The organism is Nocardioides sp. Z21_20, assembly GCF_059766585.1.
In genome coordinates, this window is sequence record NZ_JCBAJX010000005.1 from 14,251 (window position 1) to 30,113 (window position 15,863).

Here is a 15,863-nt window from a genome sequence, read left to right on the forward strand (position 1 = left end):
TCCTCACGGTTGGAGCATGACCTTGATCGCGCGCCGCTCGTCCATGGCGCGGTAGGCCTCGGCGACGTCGTCCAGCGGCAGGGTCAGGTCGAAGACGAGCCCGGGCTCGATCGCCCCGGTCTGCACGAGCTGCAGCAGCTCGGGCAGGTAGCGACGCACCGGCGCCATCCCACCGGCCAGGCCGACGTTCTTCTGGAACATCCGGCGCACCGGGAGCTCCACGCCGTGCGGGACGCCGACGAACCCCACGGTCGCCCCGGGGCGGGCCACGCCGAAGGCCGTCTTGATCGCCTGGTCGGTGCCCACGCACTCGAGCACCGCGTCGGCCCCGACGCCGGCGGTGATCTCCTTGATCCGCTCCCCGCCCTCGCGGCCGCGCTCGGCGACGATGTGGGTGGCCCCGAACTGGGTGGCGAGCGCCTGGCGCGGCTCGTGGCGCGACATCGCGACCACCTGCTCCGCGCCCATCTGCGCGGCGGCCAGGACGCCGCACAGGCCGACGGCGCCGTCTCCGACCACCACCACGGTGTCCCCCGGCTTCACCCGGGCCGCCACCGCGGCGTGCCAGCCGGTGGCCATCACGTCGGTCAGCGCCAGCAGCGAGGGCAGCATCGCCGGATCGGGGGTGCCGTCGGTGGTGACCAGGCTGCCGTCCGCCTGGTGGACCAGGGTGTACTCCGCCTGCCCGCTCGCGGTCATCGCGAGGTTCTCGCACGCGGACTGGACGCCGGCGCGGCAGTGCGCGCAGGTGTTGTCGCAGTGGCAGAACGGGATGATCACGAAGTCCCCGGGCTTGAAGCTGCGGACCTCCGCGCCGACCTCCTCGACGATGCCCACGGCCTCGTGACCGATGGTGGCGCCGGCGGTGATGTCGTTCTCGCCCCGGTAGGACCACAGGTCCGACCCGCACACGCAGGCTGCGGTGACGCGTACGATGGCGTCGGTCGGTGCCGAGATCGTCGGCATGGGGACCTGTTCGAGACGGATGTCACGTGGCGCGTGGATGGTAGTGGCTCGCATGGCCCCGATCCTGCCACGGGTGCCCCGATCCGCCCCCGGATCCGGTGACCCGGCGAAGTTGCTGTATCTCATATCTGAGATACCGTCGTCCCATGACCCAGGACTACAAGGGCCGTATCGGCAACCTGATCCGTGACGCCCGCAAGCACCGGGGGCTCACCCAGACCCAGCTCGCCGAGCTGCTGGCCACCAGCCAGAGCGCGATCAACCGGATCGAGAAGGGCCACCAGAACCTCTCGCTGGAGATGATCGCGCGCATCGGCGCCGCGCTCGACTCCGAGATCGTCGCCCTCGGCGCCGGGCCGACCCACCTGCGGGTGACCGGCCCCACCACCCTGTCCGGCTCGATCGAGGTGAAGACCTCCAAGAACGCCGGGGTCGCGCTGCTGTGCGCCTCGCTGCTCAACCGCGGCCGCACCACGCTGCGCAAGGTCGCTCGGATCGAGGAGGTCAACCGCCTGCTCGAGGTGCTGGAGAGCCTGGGCGTGCAGACCCGCTGGCTGAACGCGGACAACGACCTCGAGATCGTGCCGCCGGCCCACCTGGACCTGGCGAACATCGACGAGACCGCCGCGCGCCGTACCCGCTCGATCATCATGTTCTTCGGCCCGCTGCTGCACCGCGTGGAGGAGTTCGAGCTCCCCTACGCCGGCGGCTGCAACCTCGGCACCCGCACCGTCGAGCCGCACATGTCGGCGCTGCGGCCGTTCGGTCTCGATGTGAAGGCCAGCGACGGGATGTACCACGCCAGCGTGAACCGGGCGATCGAGCCGGCCCGGCCGATCGTGCTCACCGAGCGAGGCGACACCGTCACCGAGAACGCGCTGATGGCCGCCGCGCTGCACCCGGGCACCACGGTGATCCGCAATGCCTCGTCGAACTACATGGTCCAGGACCTGTGCTTCTTCCTGCAGAAGCTGGGCGTCGACGTCGAGGGCATCGGCACCACCACGCTGCGGGTGACCGGACGCGCGGAGATCGACGTGGACGTCGACTACGCGCCCAGCGAGGACCCGATCGAGGCGATGTCGCTGCTGGCCGCCGCCATCGTCACCAAGTCCGAGATCACCATCAAGCGGGTGCCGATCGAGTTCCTCGAGATCGAGCTTGCCCTGCTGGAGGAGATGGGCTTCGTCTACAGCTGCTCCGAGGAGTACGTCGCGCTCAACGGCCACACCCGGTTGCTCGACCTCACCACCAAGCCCTCGCAGCTGCACGCGCCGCTGGACAAGATCCACCCGATGCCGTTCCCCGGCCTCAACATCGACAACCTGCCGTTCTTCGCGGTCATCGCCGCGGTCGCCGAGGGCCAGACGCTGCTGCACGACTGGGTCTACGAGAACCGGGCGATCTACCTGGTCGAGCTCAACAAGCTCGGCGGCCAGGTCAAGCTGCTCGACCCGCACCGGGTGATGATCGAGGGCCCCACCCACTTCTCGGGCACCGAGATCGTCTGTCCCCCGGCGCTGCGCCCCGCGGTCGTGATCCTGCTCGCGATGCTGGCCTCCAAGGGCACGTCGGTGCTGCGCTCGACCTACGTCATCCACCGCGGCTACGAGGACCTGGCCGAGCGGCTGAACCTGCTCGGCGCCAACATCGAGCCCTTCCGCGACATCTGAGAAGTGGACCGGGGCATACTGCCCCGGTGAGCAGCCCCCAGCGCCCCACGGCGCACCGGCCGTCGACGCCTCGGACCGGCTACGCCTTCCTCGACACGGTCCTCGACCCCCCGGGCGGGGTGTTGGCGTTCGCTCACCGGGGTGGTGCCTACCACCCGGAGATCGAAGGGCTGGAGAACACGCTGGCCGCCTTCGCGCACGCGGTGGACCTCGGCTTCACCCACCTGGAGACCGACGTCCACGTGACCGCGGACGGCGTGCTGCTCGCCTTCCACGACCAGGTGCTCGACCGGGTCACCGACCGCCAGGGTGAGATCGCCAAGCTGACCCACGCCGAGGTGCAGCAGGCGTTGATCGGGGGCGTCGAACGGGTGCCGACGCTGGCCCAGCTGTTCGAGCGGTTCCCCGAGGCGCGCTTCAACATCGACCTCAAGTCCGCCGGCTCCGTGCCGGCCCTGGCCCGCTTCATCGCCGAGCACGACGCCTGGGACCGGGTGCTGGTCGGCTCCTTCTCCGGCCGGCGGCTCAATGCCTTCCGCAGGATCGTCCGGGGCCGGGTCCCCACCTCGGCGCACGCCCTCGAGGTCCTGGCGTTCCGGTTCCTGCCCTCGGGCCGGCTGGCGGACCGGTTGACCCGCGGGCGGGTGGCGGCGCTGCAGATCCCCCATCGCCACAGCGGGCTCACGGTGACCACGCCGGGCCTCGTCCGCCGCGCTCATGCCGCCGGCAAGCACGTCCACGTCTGGACGGTCGACGACCCCGGCGAGATGGTCCAGCTGATCGAGCGTGGTGTCGACGGGTTGATGACCGATCGCACGGACATACTCAGGCGCGTGCTGCGAGCGCGCGGCCTATGGAGGGGAGAGGCATGACCCAGCTGTCCGACGAGAGGCCCGCGCCCACGCGCCGCGGCTTCGGCTGGCCCGTCTACGCGTGGGGCCTGTGGGATTGGGGGTCGGCCGCCTTCAACGCCGTGATCACCACGTTCGTGTTCTCGGTCTACATCACCTCCGACGACTTCGGGCCGGGGGCGTCCGCGAAGCTCGGCTGGGCTCTCGCGGCGGCCGGCCTGCTGATCGCGCTCTTCGCCCCGATCTCCGGGCAGCGCGCCGACCGCTCGGGGCGGCGTACCTTCTGGCTGGGGCTGAACACCGGGCTGGTCATCCTGGCCTCGATGGCGCTCTTCCTGGTGAAGCCCAGCCCGGACTACCTGTGGCTCGGGCTGGTGCTGGTGGCCGCGGGCAACATCTTCTTCGAGTTCGCCTCGGTCAACTACAACGCGATGCTCAACGAGATCTCGGCCCCGGCCAACGTGGGCCGGGTCTCCGGGCTCGGCTGGGGACTGGGCTACATCGGCGGCATCGTGCTGCTGCTGATCGTGTACTTCGGGCTGATCAGCCCCGAGGTGGGGGTCTTCGGCATCACCGGCGCCGAGGGCCTCGACGTCCGGGTGACGATGCTGGTCTGTGCCGGCTGGACGCTGCTGTTCTCGCTGCCGGTGCTGCTCACCGTGCGCGACGACAAGACCCGGCGCGCCGACAGGGGTGAGCGGGTCGGGTTCATCGGCTCCTACCGCCTGCTGTTCGCCACCGTCGCCGACCTGTGGCGCACCGACCGCAACACCGTGTACTTCCTGGGCGCCTCCGCGGTGTTCCGCGACGGCCTCGCCGGGGTGTTCACCTTCGGTGCCGTGATCGCCGCCAAGGTGTTCGGCTTCAGCGACTCCGGCGTCATCGTCTTCGGGATCGCCGCCAACGTGGTGGCCGGGATCGCCACCATCGCCTTCGGGGCCCTGGACGACAGGTTCGGTCCCAAGCGGGTGATCGTGCTCTCGCTCTCCTCGATGATCGTCGCGGGCCTGATGGTGTTCCTGCTCCACGACCGCGGGTCGATGGTGTTCTGGATCTTCGGCCTGACGCTGTGCGTCTTCGTCGGCCCGGCCCAGTCCGCGTCGCGCACGTTCCTCGCCCGGCTGATCCCCGAGGGCAAGGAGGGGCAGGTGTTCGGTCTCTACGCCACCACCGGCCGCGCGGTCAGCCCGCTGGCGCCCGCCCTGTTCTCAGGCGCCATGTGGCTGGGGATGGTCGTCACCGGCGGCGACCACATCGACGACGCCCAGCACTGGGGCATCCTCGGGATCATGGTGGTGTTGGCGCTCGGACTGGCCCTGCTCATCCCCGTCAAGGGACGTATCCGGGAGGATTCTGCGCTGGTCACCCACCCCCAGTTGTAGTTGCGCAGGCCACATCACGTGATTTCGGGAATCTCCGGGGTACCTCTACCGTTGAACAGACACGACGGCAAGGGGTGCTCGTGCGCCCTGCTCCTGGGGTGTCGTCGAATGTCGGACATGGTTTTTTCAGTCATCTGGAGGTGGCTCAATGGCGGAGCGCACACTGCGTGGGGCTCGGCTCGGTGGCCAGAGCTTCGAGGACGAGCGCGGCATCGAGTTCGCGGCGCGTCAGCAGGTCGGGTACCAGTGCAAGCAGGGTCACGAGTTCGAGATCACGATGTCGGTCGAGGCCGACATCCCCGCGAACTGGGAGTGCCCGCGGTGCGGCGCGGAGGCGCTGAGCACCTCCGGCATCGTGCCCGAGGTGAAGGCTGAGAAGCCGGCTCGCACCCACTGGGACATGCTGCTGGAGCGTCGCTCCGAGAAGGAGCTCGAGGACATCCTCAAGGAGCGCCTCGAGCTGCTGCGCGGCGGCGAGATCGGTCCGGCGCACCTGCACCGGGCCAACGCGAAGAAGCGCAAGGCGAGCGCCTGAGGGAGCCTGCCCACGGCAGCCGCTCGACTCAGTCGTCGAGCACCTCGCCCCGGATCACCGGTCCATCGGACCGGGGTCCGGGGCGATTGCCTTGTCCGGGGCCTCCCCCGACCAGCTTGCGGCTGACCACGCGGGTCAGCGCCCGGCGGGCGAGCGGGCGGGTCACCGGCAGGATGAGGAACATCGCGACCAGGTCACTGACGAAGCCGGGGGTGAGCATCAGCGTTCCGCCGATCAGGATCAGCGCACCGTCCGCGAGCTCGCGTGCCGGCATCCGTCCGCTGGCCAGCGCGTCACGCAGCGCCGCCCAGGCCCGGGCGCCCTCGTGCTTCATCAGCCAGCTGCCGACGACGCCGGCCAGGATGAGCAGCCCGATGGTCCACCATCCGCCGGTCACCTGGCCCACCTGGATCAGGACGTAGACCTCCACCAGGGGTACGACGACGAAGGCGGCCAGCAGCAGCCACACCCACCCGCGGCGACGACGCCGGGGCGCGTCGTACTCGGGGCTCGCCCAGCTCATCGCGCGACCTTGGCCCGGATCGTGGAGACCGCCTGGTGCAGCTGGCGTCCTCGCTCGCGCAGACCCCAGGCAGTGATCCGGCGCAGCGACTCGGCCGCCACCGGGGCGGTCATCTTGGAGTCGCCGTGGACGCGCTCCACGAACCGGATCGGCACCTCCGCGACCCGCAGGCCGGCGTCGAGAGTGCGCCAGACGAGGTCGGTCTGGAAGACGTAGCCGGTGGACTGCACCGAGGCGAGGTCGATCTTCTCCAGCGCGGCGCGGCGGAAGACCCGATAGCCGGCGGTGGCGTCGTGCACCCCGATCCCGAGCAGCAGCCGGACGTAGAGGTTGCCGCCGCGCGAGAGCAGCTCGCGGCGCCGCGGCCAGTTGACCACCGATCCTCCCGGCACCCAGCGCGAGCCGATCACCAGGTCCGCCTCGCTGAGGGCGGACAGCAGGCGGTGCAGCTCCTCGGGCTGGTGCGACCCGTCGGCGTCCATCTCCCCCACCACGTCGTAGCCCGCGTCCAGAGCCCAGCCGAAGCCCTCCAGGTACGCCGCACCCAGGCCGGTCTTGGCGGTGCGGTGCAGCACGTGCACCTGCGGGTCCTGCGCGGCGAGCCGATCGGCGATGTCGCCGGTGCCGTCCGGCGAGGCGTCGTCGACGACCAGCACGTCCGTGGTCGGGGACGCCGTGCGCAGCCGGCGCACGATCGACTCGAGATTGGCAGCCTCGTTGTAGGTCGGGACCACCATCACGACGCGACCGCGCGTCTCCTCGTTGCTCACGCTGTCTCCTGCGCAGTGCCGTCTGGGTCACCCGGGTCCCTGGCGGACACCCGAGACTTACGACGATACGCCAGCCACACCAGCACCAGGCCGAGCCCCGTCAGCGCGACCGCGGCGCGGGAGAGCCAGGGGCTGATCCGGACCGCCGGCGTGAGCTCGTCGACGAGCCCGACCTCGGCCCGCAGCACGGTGCGGGTGCGCTCGTCGGCCTGCTCGAGGACCTCGCCGTCGGGGGCGATGATGCCGGAGACGCCGTTGACCGCGGCGACGACCGTGTAGCGCCCGGTCTCCAGCGCCCGGAGCCGGCTGATCTCGTACTGCTGCTCGATCTGGCTGGTGTGGATGAACATCGCGTTGCTGGTCTGCACCACCAACAGCTGACCGCCCTCGCGGATCTGGGCGTGGATGCCGTCGTCGTAGGCGACGTCGAAGCAGATGGCGTCGGCGACCAACGCGTCGCCGATGCGCAGCGGCGTGGTCCCGGTGCCGGCCAGCATGTCGCGTGCCACCAGGTCGAGCCGGCTCACGCCCTGGGTGAGCAGGCTGTTGCGGAAGGGGATGTACTCCCCGAACGGCACCGGGTGCCGCTTGGTGTACCGGTCGCCGCCCCCGGTCTCGGGGTCCCAGACGACGCCCTGGTTGAGCACCTGACCCTCCTGCGGCCCGTCCACGATGGCGCCCACCAGGATCGGCACGCCGATCGCCTCGGAGGCCTCTCGGATCCCGGCGTTGACCCCGCCGTCGCCGAAGGGGTCCACGGCGGTGGAGTTCTCCGGCCAGACCACGAAGTCCGGGCGGGGGGTGCCCGTCTCCTCGGCCAGTGCCACGGTGGCCTCGACGTGGTTGGCGGTGACCTGGCGATGGTCGAGCAGGATGTCGTCGCCGCGCCCGGGCACGTCGCCCTGGACCGCGGCGACGTCCACCGTGTCCACCGGCTCCACGTCGTACGGCGCGAGGGCGGGCAGGGTGGCGACCAGGGCGACGGCCGTGAGCGTGGCCAGCGCCGGCAGGGGCCGCCGCCGCACCTCCAGCACCGCCCAGGCGAGCGTGGCCCCGAGCAGGGCGAGCAGGAAGCCGACGCCGACGGCGCCGACCCACGGCAGCGCGCCGGCGAAAGGAGTGTCGACGGTGGCGAAGGCCAGGCGCCCCCACGGGAAGCCGCCGAACGGCCACGAGCCCCGCAGCGCCTCCACCGAGGTCCACGCGGCCGCGAACCACAGCGGCCAGGCGGGCAGCCGCATCAGCGCCGCGGCGATCGCCCCCAGGAGACCCAGGTACAGCGCCTCGACCGCGGCGACCCCCAGCCAGGCGTCCACCCCCACCACCCGCATCCAGAACAGCAGCGGGTAGAAGAAGCCGGCGCCGAACGCCAGGCCCGGGAGCCAGGCCCGGCGGGCCCGGAGCCCGCGCAGGCAGAGCGCGAGGCCGGCGAGGGCGACCGGGACGAGCAGGGTCAGGCCGACCGGCTCGAAGGCGAGCGAGAGGAGAGCGCCGGCGCCCAGGGCGAGGAGGGTCCGCAGCAGCACTCCCCCACGGTACCTCGGGGGACTCGGGCGAGCAGGTAACGGAAGGGCGCCCGCACGCTTCGGACCAACCCGGAACCGACTGGCTGTCGGCGGCGGGAAGTTGTCTACGGCGCGCGGGCCCCTTCCGTGTCCGCCCTCACGAGGGAGCACCGACCTCCGTGAACAATGTCGCCAGGGTTCGTGGTACCCGACCCTTCGACACGGCCACTCGGACGCCGGTGTCCCCACCGCGAGCTGCGTGGGAGGACCTCGGCACCTTGGTCTGCCCGAGCCCGCCCTGTCAACCGGCTCCTGACCTGCGACGACGCGCGTTTGCGCAGGTCAGCGCGTCGGATCCGGAGGCTGTGACGATGCCGGCTATCGAGACGTAACGGCGTGTCGCGCGGGACACGCCGCCTCGTCGGGCGGCACCGTCAGCGCGGCGGCACCACGACCGTGCCGGTGGCCTCGGTGGCCAGCAGGGGCTCGGCCAGGACGCTCGCGGCACCGGGGGCCTGCGGGGTCGCGGCGCCACGCGCCACCACGTGTACGGCGAACGACATCACCCGCGAGCGTCGACCCACCCGGATCAGCTCGGCGCTCACCTCCAGCACGTCCCCGGCCCGGACCGGGGCGCGGAACTGCACGTCGTCGTACGACGCGAACAGTCCCTCGTCGGAGTCGGTGAGGATGCACATCTCCGTGGCCACGTCCCCGAACAGGCCGAGGGAGTAGGCGCCGTCGACGAGGTTGCCGGCGTAGTGGGCGTGGGAGTAGGGGACGTAGCGGCGGTGGGTGACCCGCAGGCCAGGGACCGGGCTCGGTGCGCTGCTCATGAGGCCATCCTCGTCGTCACCCGGTGCACCAGGAAGCTGGCGACCTCGCCCGGCGTGGTGCCCCGGGAGAACACCCGGTCGACCCCGAGCTCGCCGGCCATCCGCTCGTCGAAGCGCGGGCCGCCGACCACCAGCAGCGGGCGCCGCTCGACGGGGTAGGCCTCCCGGAAGGCGGCCGACATCTCGCGGGTGTTGAGCAGGTGGGCGTCGCGCTGGGTGACGACCTGGGAGACCAGCACGGCGTCGGCCTGCTCGGCCTGCGCACGCTCGACGAGGTGCGGCACCGAGACCTGCGCCCCGAGGTTCACCACCTTGATCTCGCGGTAGTACTCCAGCCCCTTCTCCCCGGCGAAGCCCTTGATGTTGAGGATCGCGTCGATGCCGACCGTGTGCGCGTCGCTGCCGATGCAGCCACCGACCACCACCAGGCGCCGGGCCAGGCGCTCCTTGACCGCCGCGTTCACCTCCTTGGGGGTCAGCAGCGGGTAGTCGCGCTCGACCACCTCCACCTTGCTGGTGTCCACCAGGTGGTTGACCCGGCCGTAGACCACGAAGAACGTGAAGCCGGCACCGAGCGGCCGCGCGTGCGCCACCAGCGCGGGATCCATGCCCATCTTGTTGGCCAGCTGGACCGCCGCCCCCTCGGCGACCTTGTCGTGGGGCAGCGGCAGCGTGAACGACATCTGCACCATGCCGTCCCCTGAGGTGTCCCCGTAGGGACGGACGATGCTCATCGCTCCTCCAGCAGCTCGGTGGCGGGGTTGTGGTAGATCTCCGACTTGACGGCGACACCGTCGAGGCCGCGCCCGGCGTCGGCGGGGCGCTTCATCAGCCCGAAGGTGCCGTCGGCGATGGCGTCGAGGAGGCCGTCATCGTGCTCGAGGATGCGCTCCATCAGCTCCAGGGACTCCCCCAGGACCTGGTGGGCGCGGCTCACGATGACACCGCCGGGAGCCGGGTGGAAGTCCTCGTGCAGGCTGCCGGCCGCCTGCAGCACGTAGCGCACGTTCTGCAGCGCCAGGTCGCGGTCGGAGAGCCACGGGGTGACCACCGCCTCGGTCATCATCCCGACCAGCAGGATGCCCTGACCGGTCAGCGCGCCGGCCAGGTTGAAGAAGCCGTCGAGCAGGTGCCCGCGGAACACGTCGCCACTCATGTGCCGGGTGGGCGGCATCCACTTCAGGGGCGCGTCGGGGAACAGCTCGCGCGCGAGCAGGGCGTGGGCGAGCTCGAGGCGGAACGAGTCGGGCACGTCGGGGTCGATCTCGAAAGCGTGCCCCAGGCCCAGCTGCCAGTCCTCGAGGCCGGCCTCCTTGGCGAAGAACTCGTTGAGCAGCTGGCTGGTGGTGACCGTGTGCGCGGCCTCGATCGCGTCGGCGGTGGTCAGGTAGTTGTCCTCGCCGGTGTTGATGATGATCCCCGCGCGGGCGTGGACCTGGCGGCTGAAGCGCTGGTCGACGAAGGTCCGCACCGGGTTGATGTCGCGGAAGAGGATCCCGTACATCGAGTCGTTGAGCATCATGTCGAGACGCTCGAGCCCGGCGAGCACCGCGATCTCCGGCATGCACAGCCCGGAGGCGTAGTTGGTCAGCCGGACGTAGCGGCCCAGCTCGCGGCTGGTCTCGTCCAGCGCCGCCCGCATCAGCCGGAAGTTCTCCTGGGTGGCGTAGGTGCCGGCGAAGCCCTCGCGGGTGGCCCCCTCGGGGACGTAGTCCAGCAGGCTCTGCCCGGTGGAGCGGATCACCGCGATCACGTCGGCGCCCTCGCGGGCCGCCTGCTGGGCCTGCGGGATGTCCTCGTGGATGTCACCGGTCGCCACGATCAGGTAGATCCACGGGGTGCGTGGCGCGTCGCCGACCCCGGCGACGAACTGCTCGCGCTCGGTGCGGCGCGCGTCGATGCGTCGTAGGCCGGCCTGCACGCCGACCCGGGCCGCGGCGCGCGCCCGCTCGGCGTCGCGGCCCGCGGGCAGCCGGAACCGCACGGAGCCGGCGGACGCCTTCTCGGCGAGGACGGCCAGGTCGGGGGCCTCGCCGCGGACGATCGCGTCCCAGACCGGCAGCGCCACGCCGTGCGCGAGCCCGCCGTCCTCGGCCAGGTCGCCGCGCACGCAGTCGAGCAGGCGGTTGGCCCAGGGGATGCCGTCGGCGTCGGCGCCACCCAACCCGGCCAGGCGCAGGGTCGCGCGCTCCACCGCCACGGTGGTGTGCTGCTGGGCGAGATCCACGATGGGGCGCCCCACCCGGGCCGCCAGGTCGCGGGCCCGGGCGACGGTGCCCGGGTCGAGGTCGAGCTTGCTCATGCGGGGATCTCCGTGCTCTGGGCGGGCGCGGTCTCGGCCGCATCGGCCGCATCGGTCGTCTCGGTCGTCTCGGTCGTCTCGGCGGCGAGGCGGCGCTCGAACAGGCTCCGGACGCCGTCGGTGCGGCGCAACAGTTCCAGCGCGTACGCCGCGTGGCCGGGCACGTAGCCGTTACCGATCAGCATGGTGACGTCGGCGGCCACCCCCTCCGCGCCCAGGGCGGCGGCGGAGAACGACGTGGCCATCGAGAAGAAGACGACCGTGCCGCCGTCGGCGGTGGCCAGCACGGCTCCGCCCTCGCAGCCCGGCACGTCGACGCAGACCACGCTCACGTCGGCCGGGCCGCCCGCCGCCCGGACCGCGTCGCGCAGCGCGATCGGGTCCCGCGCGTCGGCGACCACGACCTCGTCGGCCAGGCCCGCGTCGCGCAGCAGCTCGGCCTCGGCCTGGGTCGGCACCACTCCCACCGTGCGGGCGGCGCCGGCCTCGCGGGCGGCGGCCAGGCTCAGCGAGCCGGACTTCCCGGCCCCGCCGATGACCGCGACCGTCGGTGCGTCGTACTGACCCACCACACGGGCCGTCAGCGCCGGCGCGCCACACACGTCCATCACCGCCAGCGAGAGCTCGGCGGACAGGTCCTCGGGCAGCCGGGCCGCGATGGAGCGCCCGAACAGCACGGCGTAGCCGTCGCAGGGGACCTGCTCACCGCGCCCGTCCCAGCGCGCCAGTCGGTCCTCGACGACCAGCGGCGTCAGCGTCAGGGAGACCAGGGTGGCGACCCGGTCGCCGACGGCGAGGCCGAGCGCAGAGCGCTCCCCCACCTCCTCGACGACGCCGACGAGCATCCCCCCGGAGCCGGTCTCGGGGTTCTGCATCTTGCCCCGCCCGGCGATGATCGCGAGCACCTCGGCGCGCAGGCTATCGGCGTCGAGCGACCCGGTGGCGTCGGTGTGGCGGCTCGCCAGCTGGCGGTAGGAGGCCGCGTCGAGGTTCAGCCGCTCCACGCGGATCCGCACCTCGTCGGGCCACAGCTCGCGGCGGGTGTCGAGTCGCTGGGCGGCCTGCGGCAGGGACCCGGGCGGCTCCAGGACGCGGTGGAGGCCGAGGGGATCGCTCACGATGACGGGCTGCACGGCCATTCCTCCATAAATCAGCGGGTTTCGCCGGAAATCCTACGGTTATGTGCTGGACTAGCGTCAGTTAATCCGCCTACTTTGGCAGATGTCGCGTACGCCACACAACCGGCCACAGCGCCGGCGAACCCTCCACCGCACAGGAGCCACCATGACCCTCGACGGCCAGCCCTACCCCTACCGGCGCGTGGAGCTCGTCGAGCCCGACTGGACCAGGTTCCCGGGCTGGCGCGGCGTCACCGCCGAGGAGTGGGCCTCGGTGCAGTGGCAGCGCGCGCACTGCGTCAAGAACGTGCGCCAGCTGCGGGCGCTGCTGGGCGACCTGGTCGACGAGCGCTTCTACGCCGACCTCGAGCGCGACCAGGCCGAGCGCGCGACGATGTCGATGCTGGTGCCGCCGCAGATGATGAACACGATGGTGCCCCACGCGGTGCCTGCAGGGCCCGGCTCGCTCACCGAGGCGCTGTACGCCGACCCGGTGCGCCACTACATGCTGCCGGTGTTCTCCGACCGTCGTACCGACTGGCCCTCGCACCCGCACGCCGCGCGCGACTCCCTGCACGAGCACGACATGTGGGTGGCCGAGGGGCTCACCCACCGCTACCCCACCAAGGTGCTCGCCGAGCTGCTGCCCACCTGCCCGCAGTACTGCGGGCACTGCACCCGGATGGACCTGGTGGGCAACTCCACCCCGGTGATCGAGAAGCTGAAGTTCTCCGCCAAGCCGGTGGACCGACTCGACGCGATGATGGAGTACCTGCGCCGCTCGCCGCAGGTCCGCGACGTCGTCGTCTCCGGTGGCGACGTGGCCAACATGCCCTGGCCGCGCCTGGAGGACTTCCTGACCCGGCTGCTGGAGATCGACAACATCCGCGACATCCGGCTGGCCACGAAGGCGCTGGTGGGTCTGCCCCAGCACTGGCTGCAGGACGAGGTGCGCGCCGGGGTCGAGCGGGTGGCGCGCACCGCCCACGCCCGCGGGGTCTCGCTGGCGATCCACACCCACGCCAACCACGCCAACTCGATCACGCCGCTGGTGGCGGACGCGAGCCGGGCGATGCTCGAGGCCGGGGTGCGCGACGTACGCAACCAGGGGGTGCTGCTGGACGGGGTCAACGCCGACCCGCACACGCTGCTCGACCTGTGCTTCCGACTCCTCGACGGCGCGCAGATCATGCCCTACTACTTCTACATGTGCGACATGATCCCGTTCTCGGAGCACTGGCGGGTCTCGGTCGCCGATGCCCAGCGCCTCCAGCACCACATCATGGGCTACCTGCCCGGCTTCGCGACGCCGCGGATCGTGTGCGACGTGCCGTTCGTCGGCAAGCGCTGGGTCCACCAGCTCACCGAGTACGACACCGTCCGCGGGATCTCAGGGTGGACCAAGAACTACCGCACCTCGATCGAGTCCCTCGACGACGAGGCGCTCACCCGGACCTACCAGTACTACGACCCGATCCACACCCTGCCCGCCGAGGGCCAGGCGTGGTGGGCCGAGCACAGCCGGCGCGACGAGACCGCCGTACGTGCCGCCGACGCCGCCCAGGGCTCCCGGCGTACCGCTGCGCTGCAGGCTCGCTGAGCGGGGCCGTTCTTGGCGCGGCCGCTCTCGGGGGGTGGAATCCCCGGTCGGCCGGGGAACGCTGATGTTGTCGGCCGAAACTTCGCCCGACAACATCAGTGATTGACAGGTGCACGGGCCCATCGCTGGGTACGGCGACGCCCGGCGGCCCGGTGAGCGTCCACAGGGACCTCGTCACCCGCCGTGCTCCACAGGGCGGCACCACCGCGTCGTGAGGTGAGCGTCGAGGCGCGACAGTCGGGGGATGAACAGCTCCCTCGAGGCAATCTGTCGCCGGCACGGCGTCTTCCTGCGGCGCGAGGCGATCGCCCTGGGCTACCACGACCGCGCCATCGCCCGGGAGGTGCGGGCCGGGGCGTGGATCCACGTGCGTCACGGCGCCTACACTCTCGCGCCGTTCTGGACCGAGGCGACGCCGTTGCAGCGACACGGGCTGCTGGGCCGCGCGGCCGTCCGCACGGCCCGCGCGCAGGTGGTGCTGTCCCACACCAGCAGCCTGCCCTTCCACGGCTGCGACGCCTGGGATCTCCCGCTCCAGGAGGTGCATCTGACCCGTCTCGACGGGAGGACCGGGCGTCGCGAGGCCGGGGTGCGCCAGCACCGGGGCAGGATTCTGGACGGGGACGTGGTCGAGCGGGACGGGATCCGCTGCACCTCCGCCACGCGGGCCGCCCTGGAGGTCACCACGGTGGCCGACGTCGAGCGGAGCCTCGTGGTGGTCAACTCGCTGCTGCACAGTGGTGCCACCACCCGCGCGGATCTCCTGGCGCGTTATGCCGCCATGGAGAGGTGGCCTGAGACCCTGCACACCGGTCTCGTGCTCGCGCTGTGTGACGAGCGCGTCGAGTCCGTGGGCGAGAGCCGCACCTTGGACCTGCTGCGACGCTTCTCTCTGCCGTCGCCCGTGCCGCAGTTCGTGGTGCGTGACGCGCACGGCGAGATCGTCGGGCGAGTGGATTTCGCGTGGCCGGAGCTCGGAGTCTTCCTCGAGTTCGACGGGGCGGTGAAGTACGCCGGGCCGCTGGCGGGCGGCGAGAGCGCCGCCAATCTGGTGATCCGTGAGAAGCGCCGTGAGGAGCGGCTCTGCGAGGTCACCGGCTGGCGCTGCATCCGGATCACCTGGTGGGACCTGGAGCACCCCGAGCGGACCGCGCAGCGACTCCGGGCGATGCTGTTCCCGCTGTCGCGGATCGCCTGATCCACAGGGCAACCGCTGAACTTGTCAGGCGAAGTTTCGCCCGCCCAGTTCAGGCTTCCCCGGTCGGCCGGGGAAACCGACAGCCAGGCCGGGACAGACGCGGCCGAGCCTCAGAGGACGGACCGGTTCTCGTACGGCGTGGACAGCACGATCGTGGTCCGGGTGGCCACGTTGGCCGCCGACCGGATCCGCGACAGCAGGTCCTCGAGGGCCAGTGGCGTGGCGACGCGGATCTTGAGGATGTAGGACTCCTCCCCCGCCACCGACCAGCACGACTCGATCTCCTCGATCCCCAGCAGCCGCTCGGGGCAGTCGTCGGGCTGGGAGGGGTCGATCGGCCGGATCGAGATGAACGCCGTCAGCGGCAGGCCGATCTCGGCGTGGTTGATCGTCGCGCCGTAGCCCAGGATCAGGCCACGCTGCTCGAGGCGTTTCACGCGCTGGTGCACCGCGGACGTGGACAGGCCGGTGGCCTTCCCGAGGTCGGTGTAGGACATCCGGCCGTCGGTTGCCAGCAATGTCAGGATCTGCCGGTCGGTCTCTTCCACGCTCGCACACTAGCGGCACTTGGCCCCCTCGGCACCGGGGTCCACCGGTGGGTGGC

Annotated in this window: 15 protein-coding genes; 6 read left to right on the forward strand and 9 right to left on the reverse strand. The window is 71.4% G+C overall.

The features are described from left to right. Positions 1-3: 3 nt before the first annotated feature. Positions 4-1,020 (reverse strand): zinc-dependent alcohol dehydrogenase family protein, encoded by a 1,017-nt coding sequence (locus AC6EH9_RS10065; protein WP_498422734.1) that lies wholly within the window; start codon positions 1,018-1,020, stop codon positions 4-6. A gap of 92 nt (positions 1,021-1,112) precedes the next feature. Here AC6EH9_RS10065 and AC6EH9_RS10070 point away from each other — a divergent pair, with 92 nt between their 5' ends. From AC6EH9_RS10070 to AC6EH9_RS10085, 4 genes are all read left to right on the forward strand, one after another. Further along, a complete protein-coding gene (locus AC6EH9_RS10070; RefSeq protein WP_498422736.1) occupies positions 1,113-2,639 on the forward strand; it encodes a helix-turn-helix domain-containing protein in 1,527 nt (508 codons plus the stop codon). Between the two features lie 26 nt (positions 2,640-2,665). Then, positions 2,666-3,511 (forward strand): glycerophosphodiester phosphodiesterase family protein, encoded by an 846-nt coding sequence (locus AC6EH9_RS10075; RefSeq protein WP_498422738.1) that lies wholly within the window; start codon positions 2,666-2,668, stop codon positions 3,509-3,511. Beyond that, positions 3,508-4,872, forward strand: coding sequence for an MFS transporter (locus AC6EH9_RS10080; RefSeq protein ID WP_498422740.1), 1,365 nt, complete (start codon positions 3,508-3,510; stop codon positions 4,870-4,872). Before AC6EH9_RS10075 ends, AC6EH9_RS10080 begins: the two co-directional genes overlap by 4 nt. A gap of 148 nt (positions 4,873-5,020) precedes the next feature. Then, positions 5,021-5,407, forward strand: a complete 387-nt coding sequence (locus tag AC6EH9_RS10085) for an RNA polymerase-binding protein RbpA (protein ID WP_498422742.1) — start codon at positions 5,021-5,023, stop codon at positions 5,405-5,407. 28 nt (positions 5,408-5,435) lie between these two features. Here the strand turns inward: AC6EH9_RS10085 and AC6EH9_RS10090 are convergent, their stop codons facing one another. From AC6EH9_RS10090 to kdd, 7 genes are all read right to left on the reverse strand, one after another. Continuing rightward, positions 5,436-5,930, reverse strand: coding sequence for an FxsA family protein (locus tag AC6EH9_RS10090; RefSeq protein ID WP_498422743.1), 495 nt, complete (start codon positions 5,928-5,930; stop codon positions 5,436-5,438). Continuing rightward, positions 5,927-6,667 (reverse strand): polyprenol monophosphomannose synthase, encoded by a 741-nt coding sequence (locus AC6EH9_RS10095; protein WP_498423126.1) that lies wholly within the window; start codon positions 6,665-6,667, stop codon positions 5,927-5,929. The genes AC6EH9_RS10090 and AC6EH9_RS10095 overlap by 4 nt, the downstream gene beginning before the upstream one ends. A gap of 29 nt (positions 6,668-6,696) precedes the next feature. Next, entirely contained in the window at positions 6,697-8,226 is a 1,530-nt protein-coding gene (gene lnt / locus AC6EH9_RS10100) for an apolipoprotein N-acyltransferase (protein ID WP_498422745.1), read from the reverse strand. 413 nt (positions 8,227-8,639) lie between these two features. After that, positions 8,640-9,041 carry a 3-aminobutyryl-CoA ammonia lyase gene (gene kal, locus AC6EH9_RS10105; protein WP_498422747.1) on the reverse strand — a complete coding sequence of 134 codons (402 nt, stop codon included), beginning with the start codon at positions 9,039-9,041 and terminating at the stop codon, positions 8,640-8,642. Continuing rightward, positions 9,038-9,775, reverse strand: a complete 738-nt coding sequence (kamE, locus tag AC6EH9_RS10110) for a lysine 5,6-aminomutase subunit beta (RefSeq protein ID WP_498422748.1) — start codon at positions 9,773-9,775, stop codon at positions 9,038-9,040. The genes kal and kamE overlap by 4 nt, the downstream gene beginning before the upstream one ends. Continuing rightward, a complete protein-coding gene (kamD, locus tag AC6EH9_RS10115) occupies positions 9,772-11,343 on the reverse strand; it encodes a lysine 5,6-aminomutase subunit alpha (protein ID WP_498422750.1) in 1,572 nt (523 codons plus the stop codon). Before kamD ends, kamE begins: the two co-directional genes overlap by 4 nt. Next, positions 11,340-12,476 (reverse strand): L-erythro-3,5-diaminohexanoate dehydrogenase, encoded by a 1,137-nt coding sequence (gene kdd / locus AC6EH9_RS10120; protein ID WP_498422751.1) that lies wholly within the window; start codon positions 12,474-12,476, stop codon positions 11,340-11,342. The genes kamD and kdd overlap by 4 nt, the downstream gene beginning before the upstream one ends. A gap of 151 nt (positions 12,477-12,627) precedes the next feature. Between kdd and AC6EH9_RS10125 the strand changes: the two genes are divergently transcribed. Next, positions 12,628-14,061, forward strand: a complete 1,434-nt coding sequence (locus AC6EH9_RS10125; protein ID WP_498422753.1) for a KamA family radical SAM protein — start codon at positions 12,628-12,630, stop codon at positions 14,059-14,061. 244 nt (positions 14,062-14,305) lie between these two features. Beyond that, positions 14,306-15,259, forward strand: coding sequence for a type IV toxin-antitoxin system AbiEi family antitoxin domain-containing protein (locus tag AC6EH9_RS10130; protein ID WP_498422754.1), 954 nt, complete (start codon positions 14,306-14,308; stop codon positions 15,257-15,259). Positions 15,260-15,369: 110 nt separating this feature from the next. Here the strand turns inward: AC6EH9_RS10130 and AC6EH9_RS10135 are convergent, their stop codons facing one another. Further along, a complete protein-coding gene (locus AC6EH9_RS10135) occupies positions 15,370-15,807 on the reverse strand; it encodes an Lrp/AsnC family transcriptional regulator (protein ID WP_498422756.1) in 438 nt (145 codons plus the stop codon). Between the last annotated feature and the right edge of the window lie 56 nt (positions 15,808-15,863).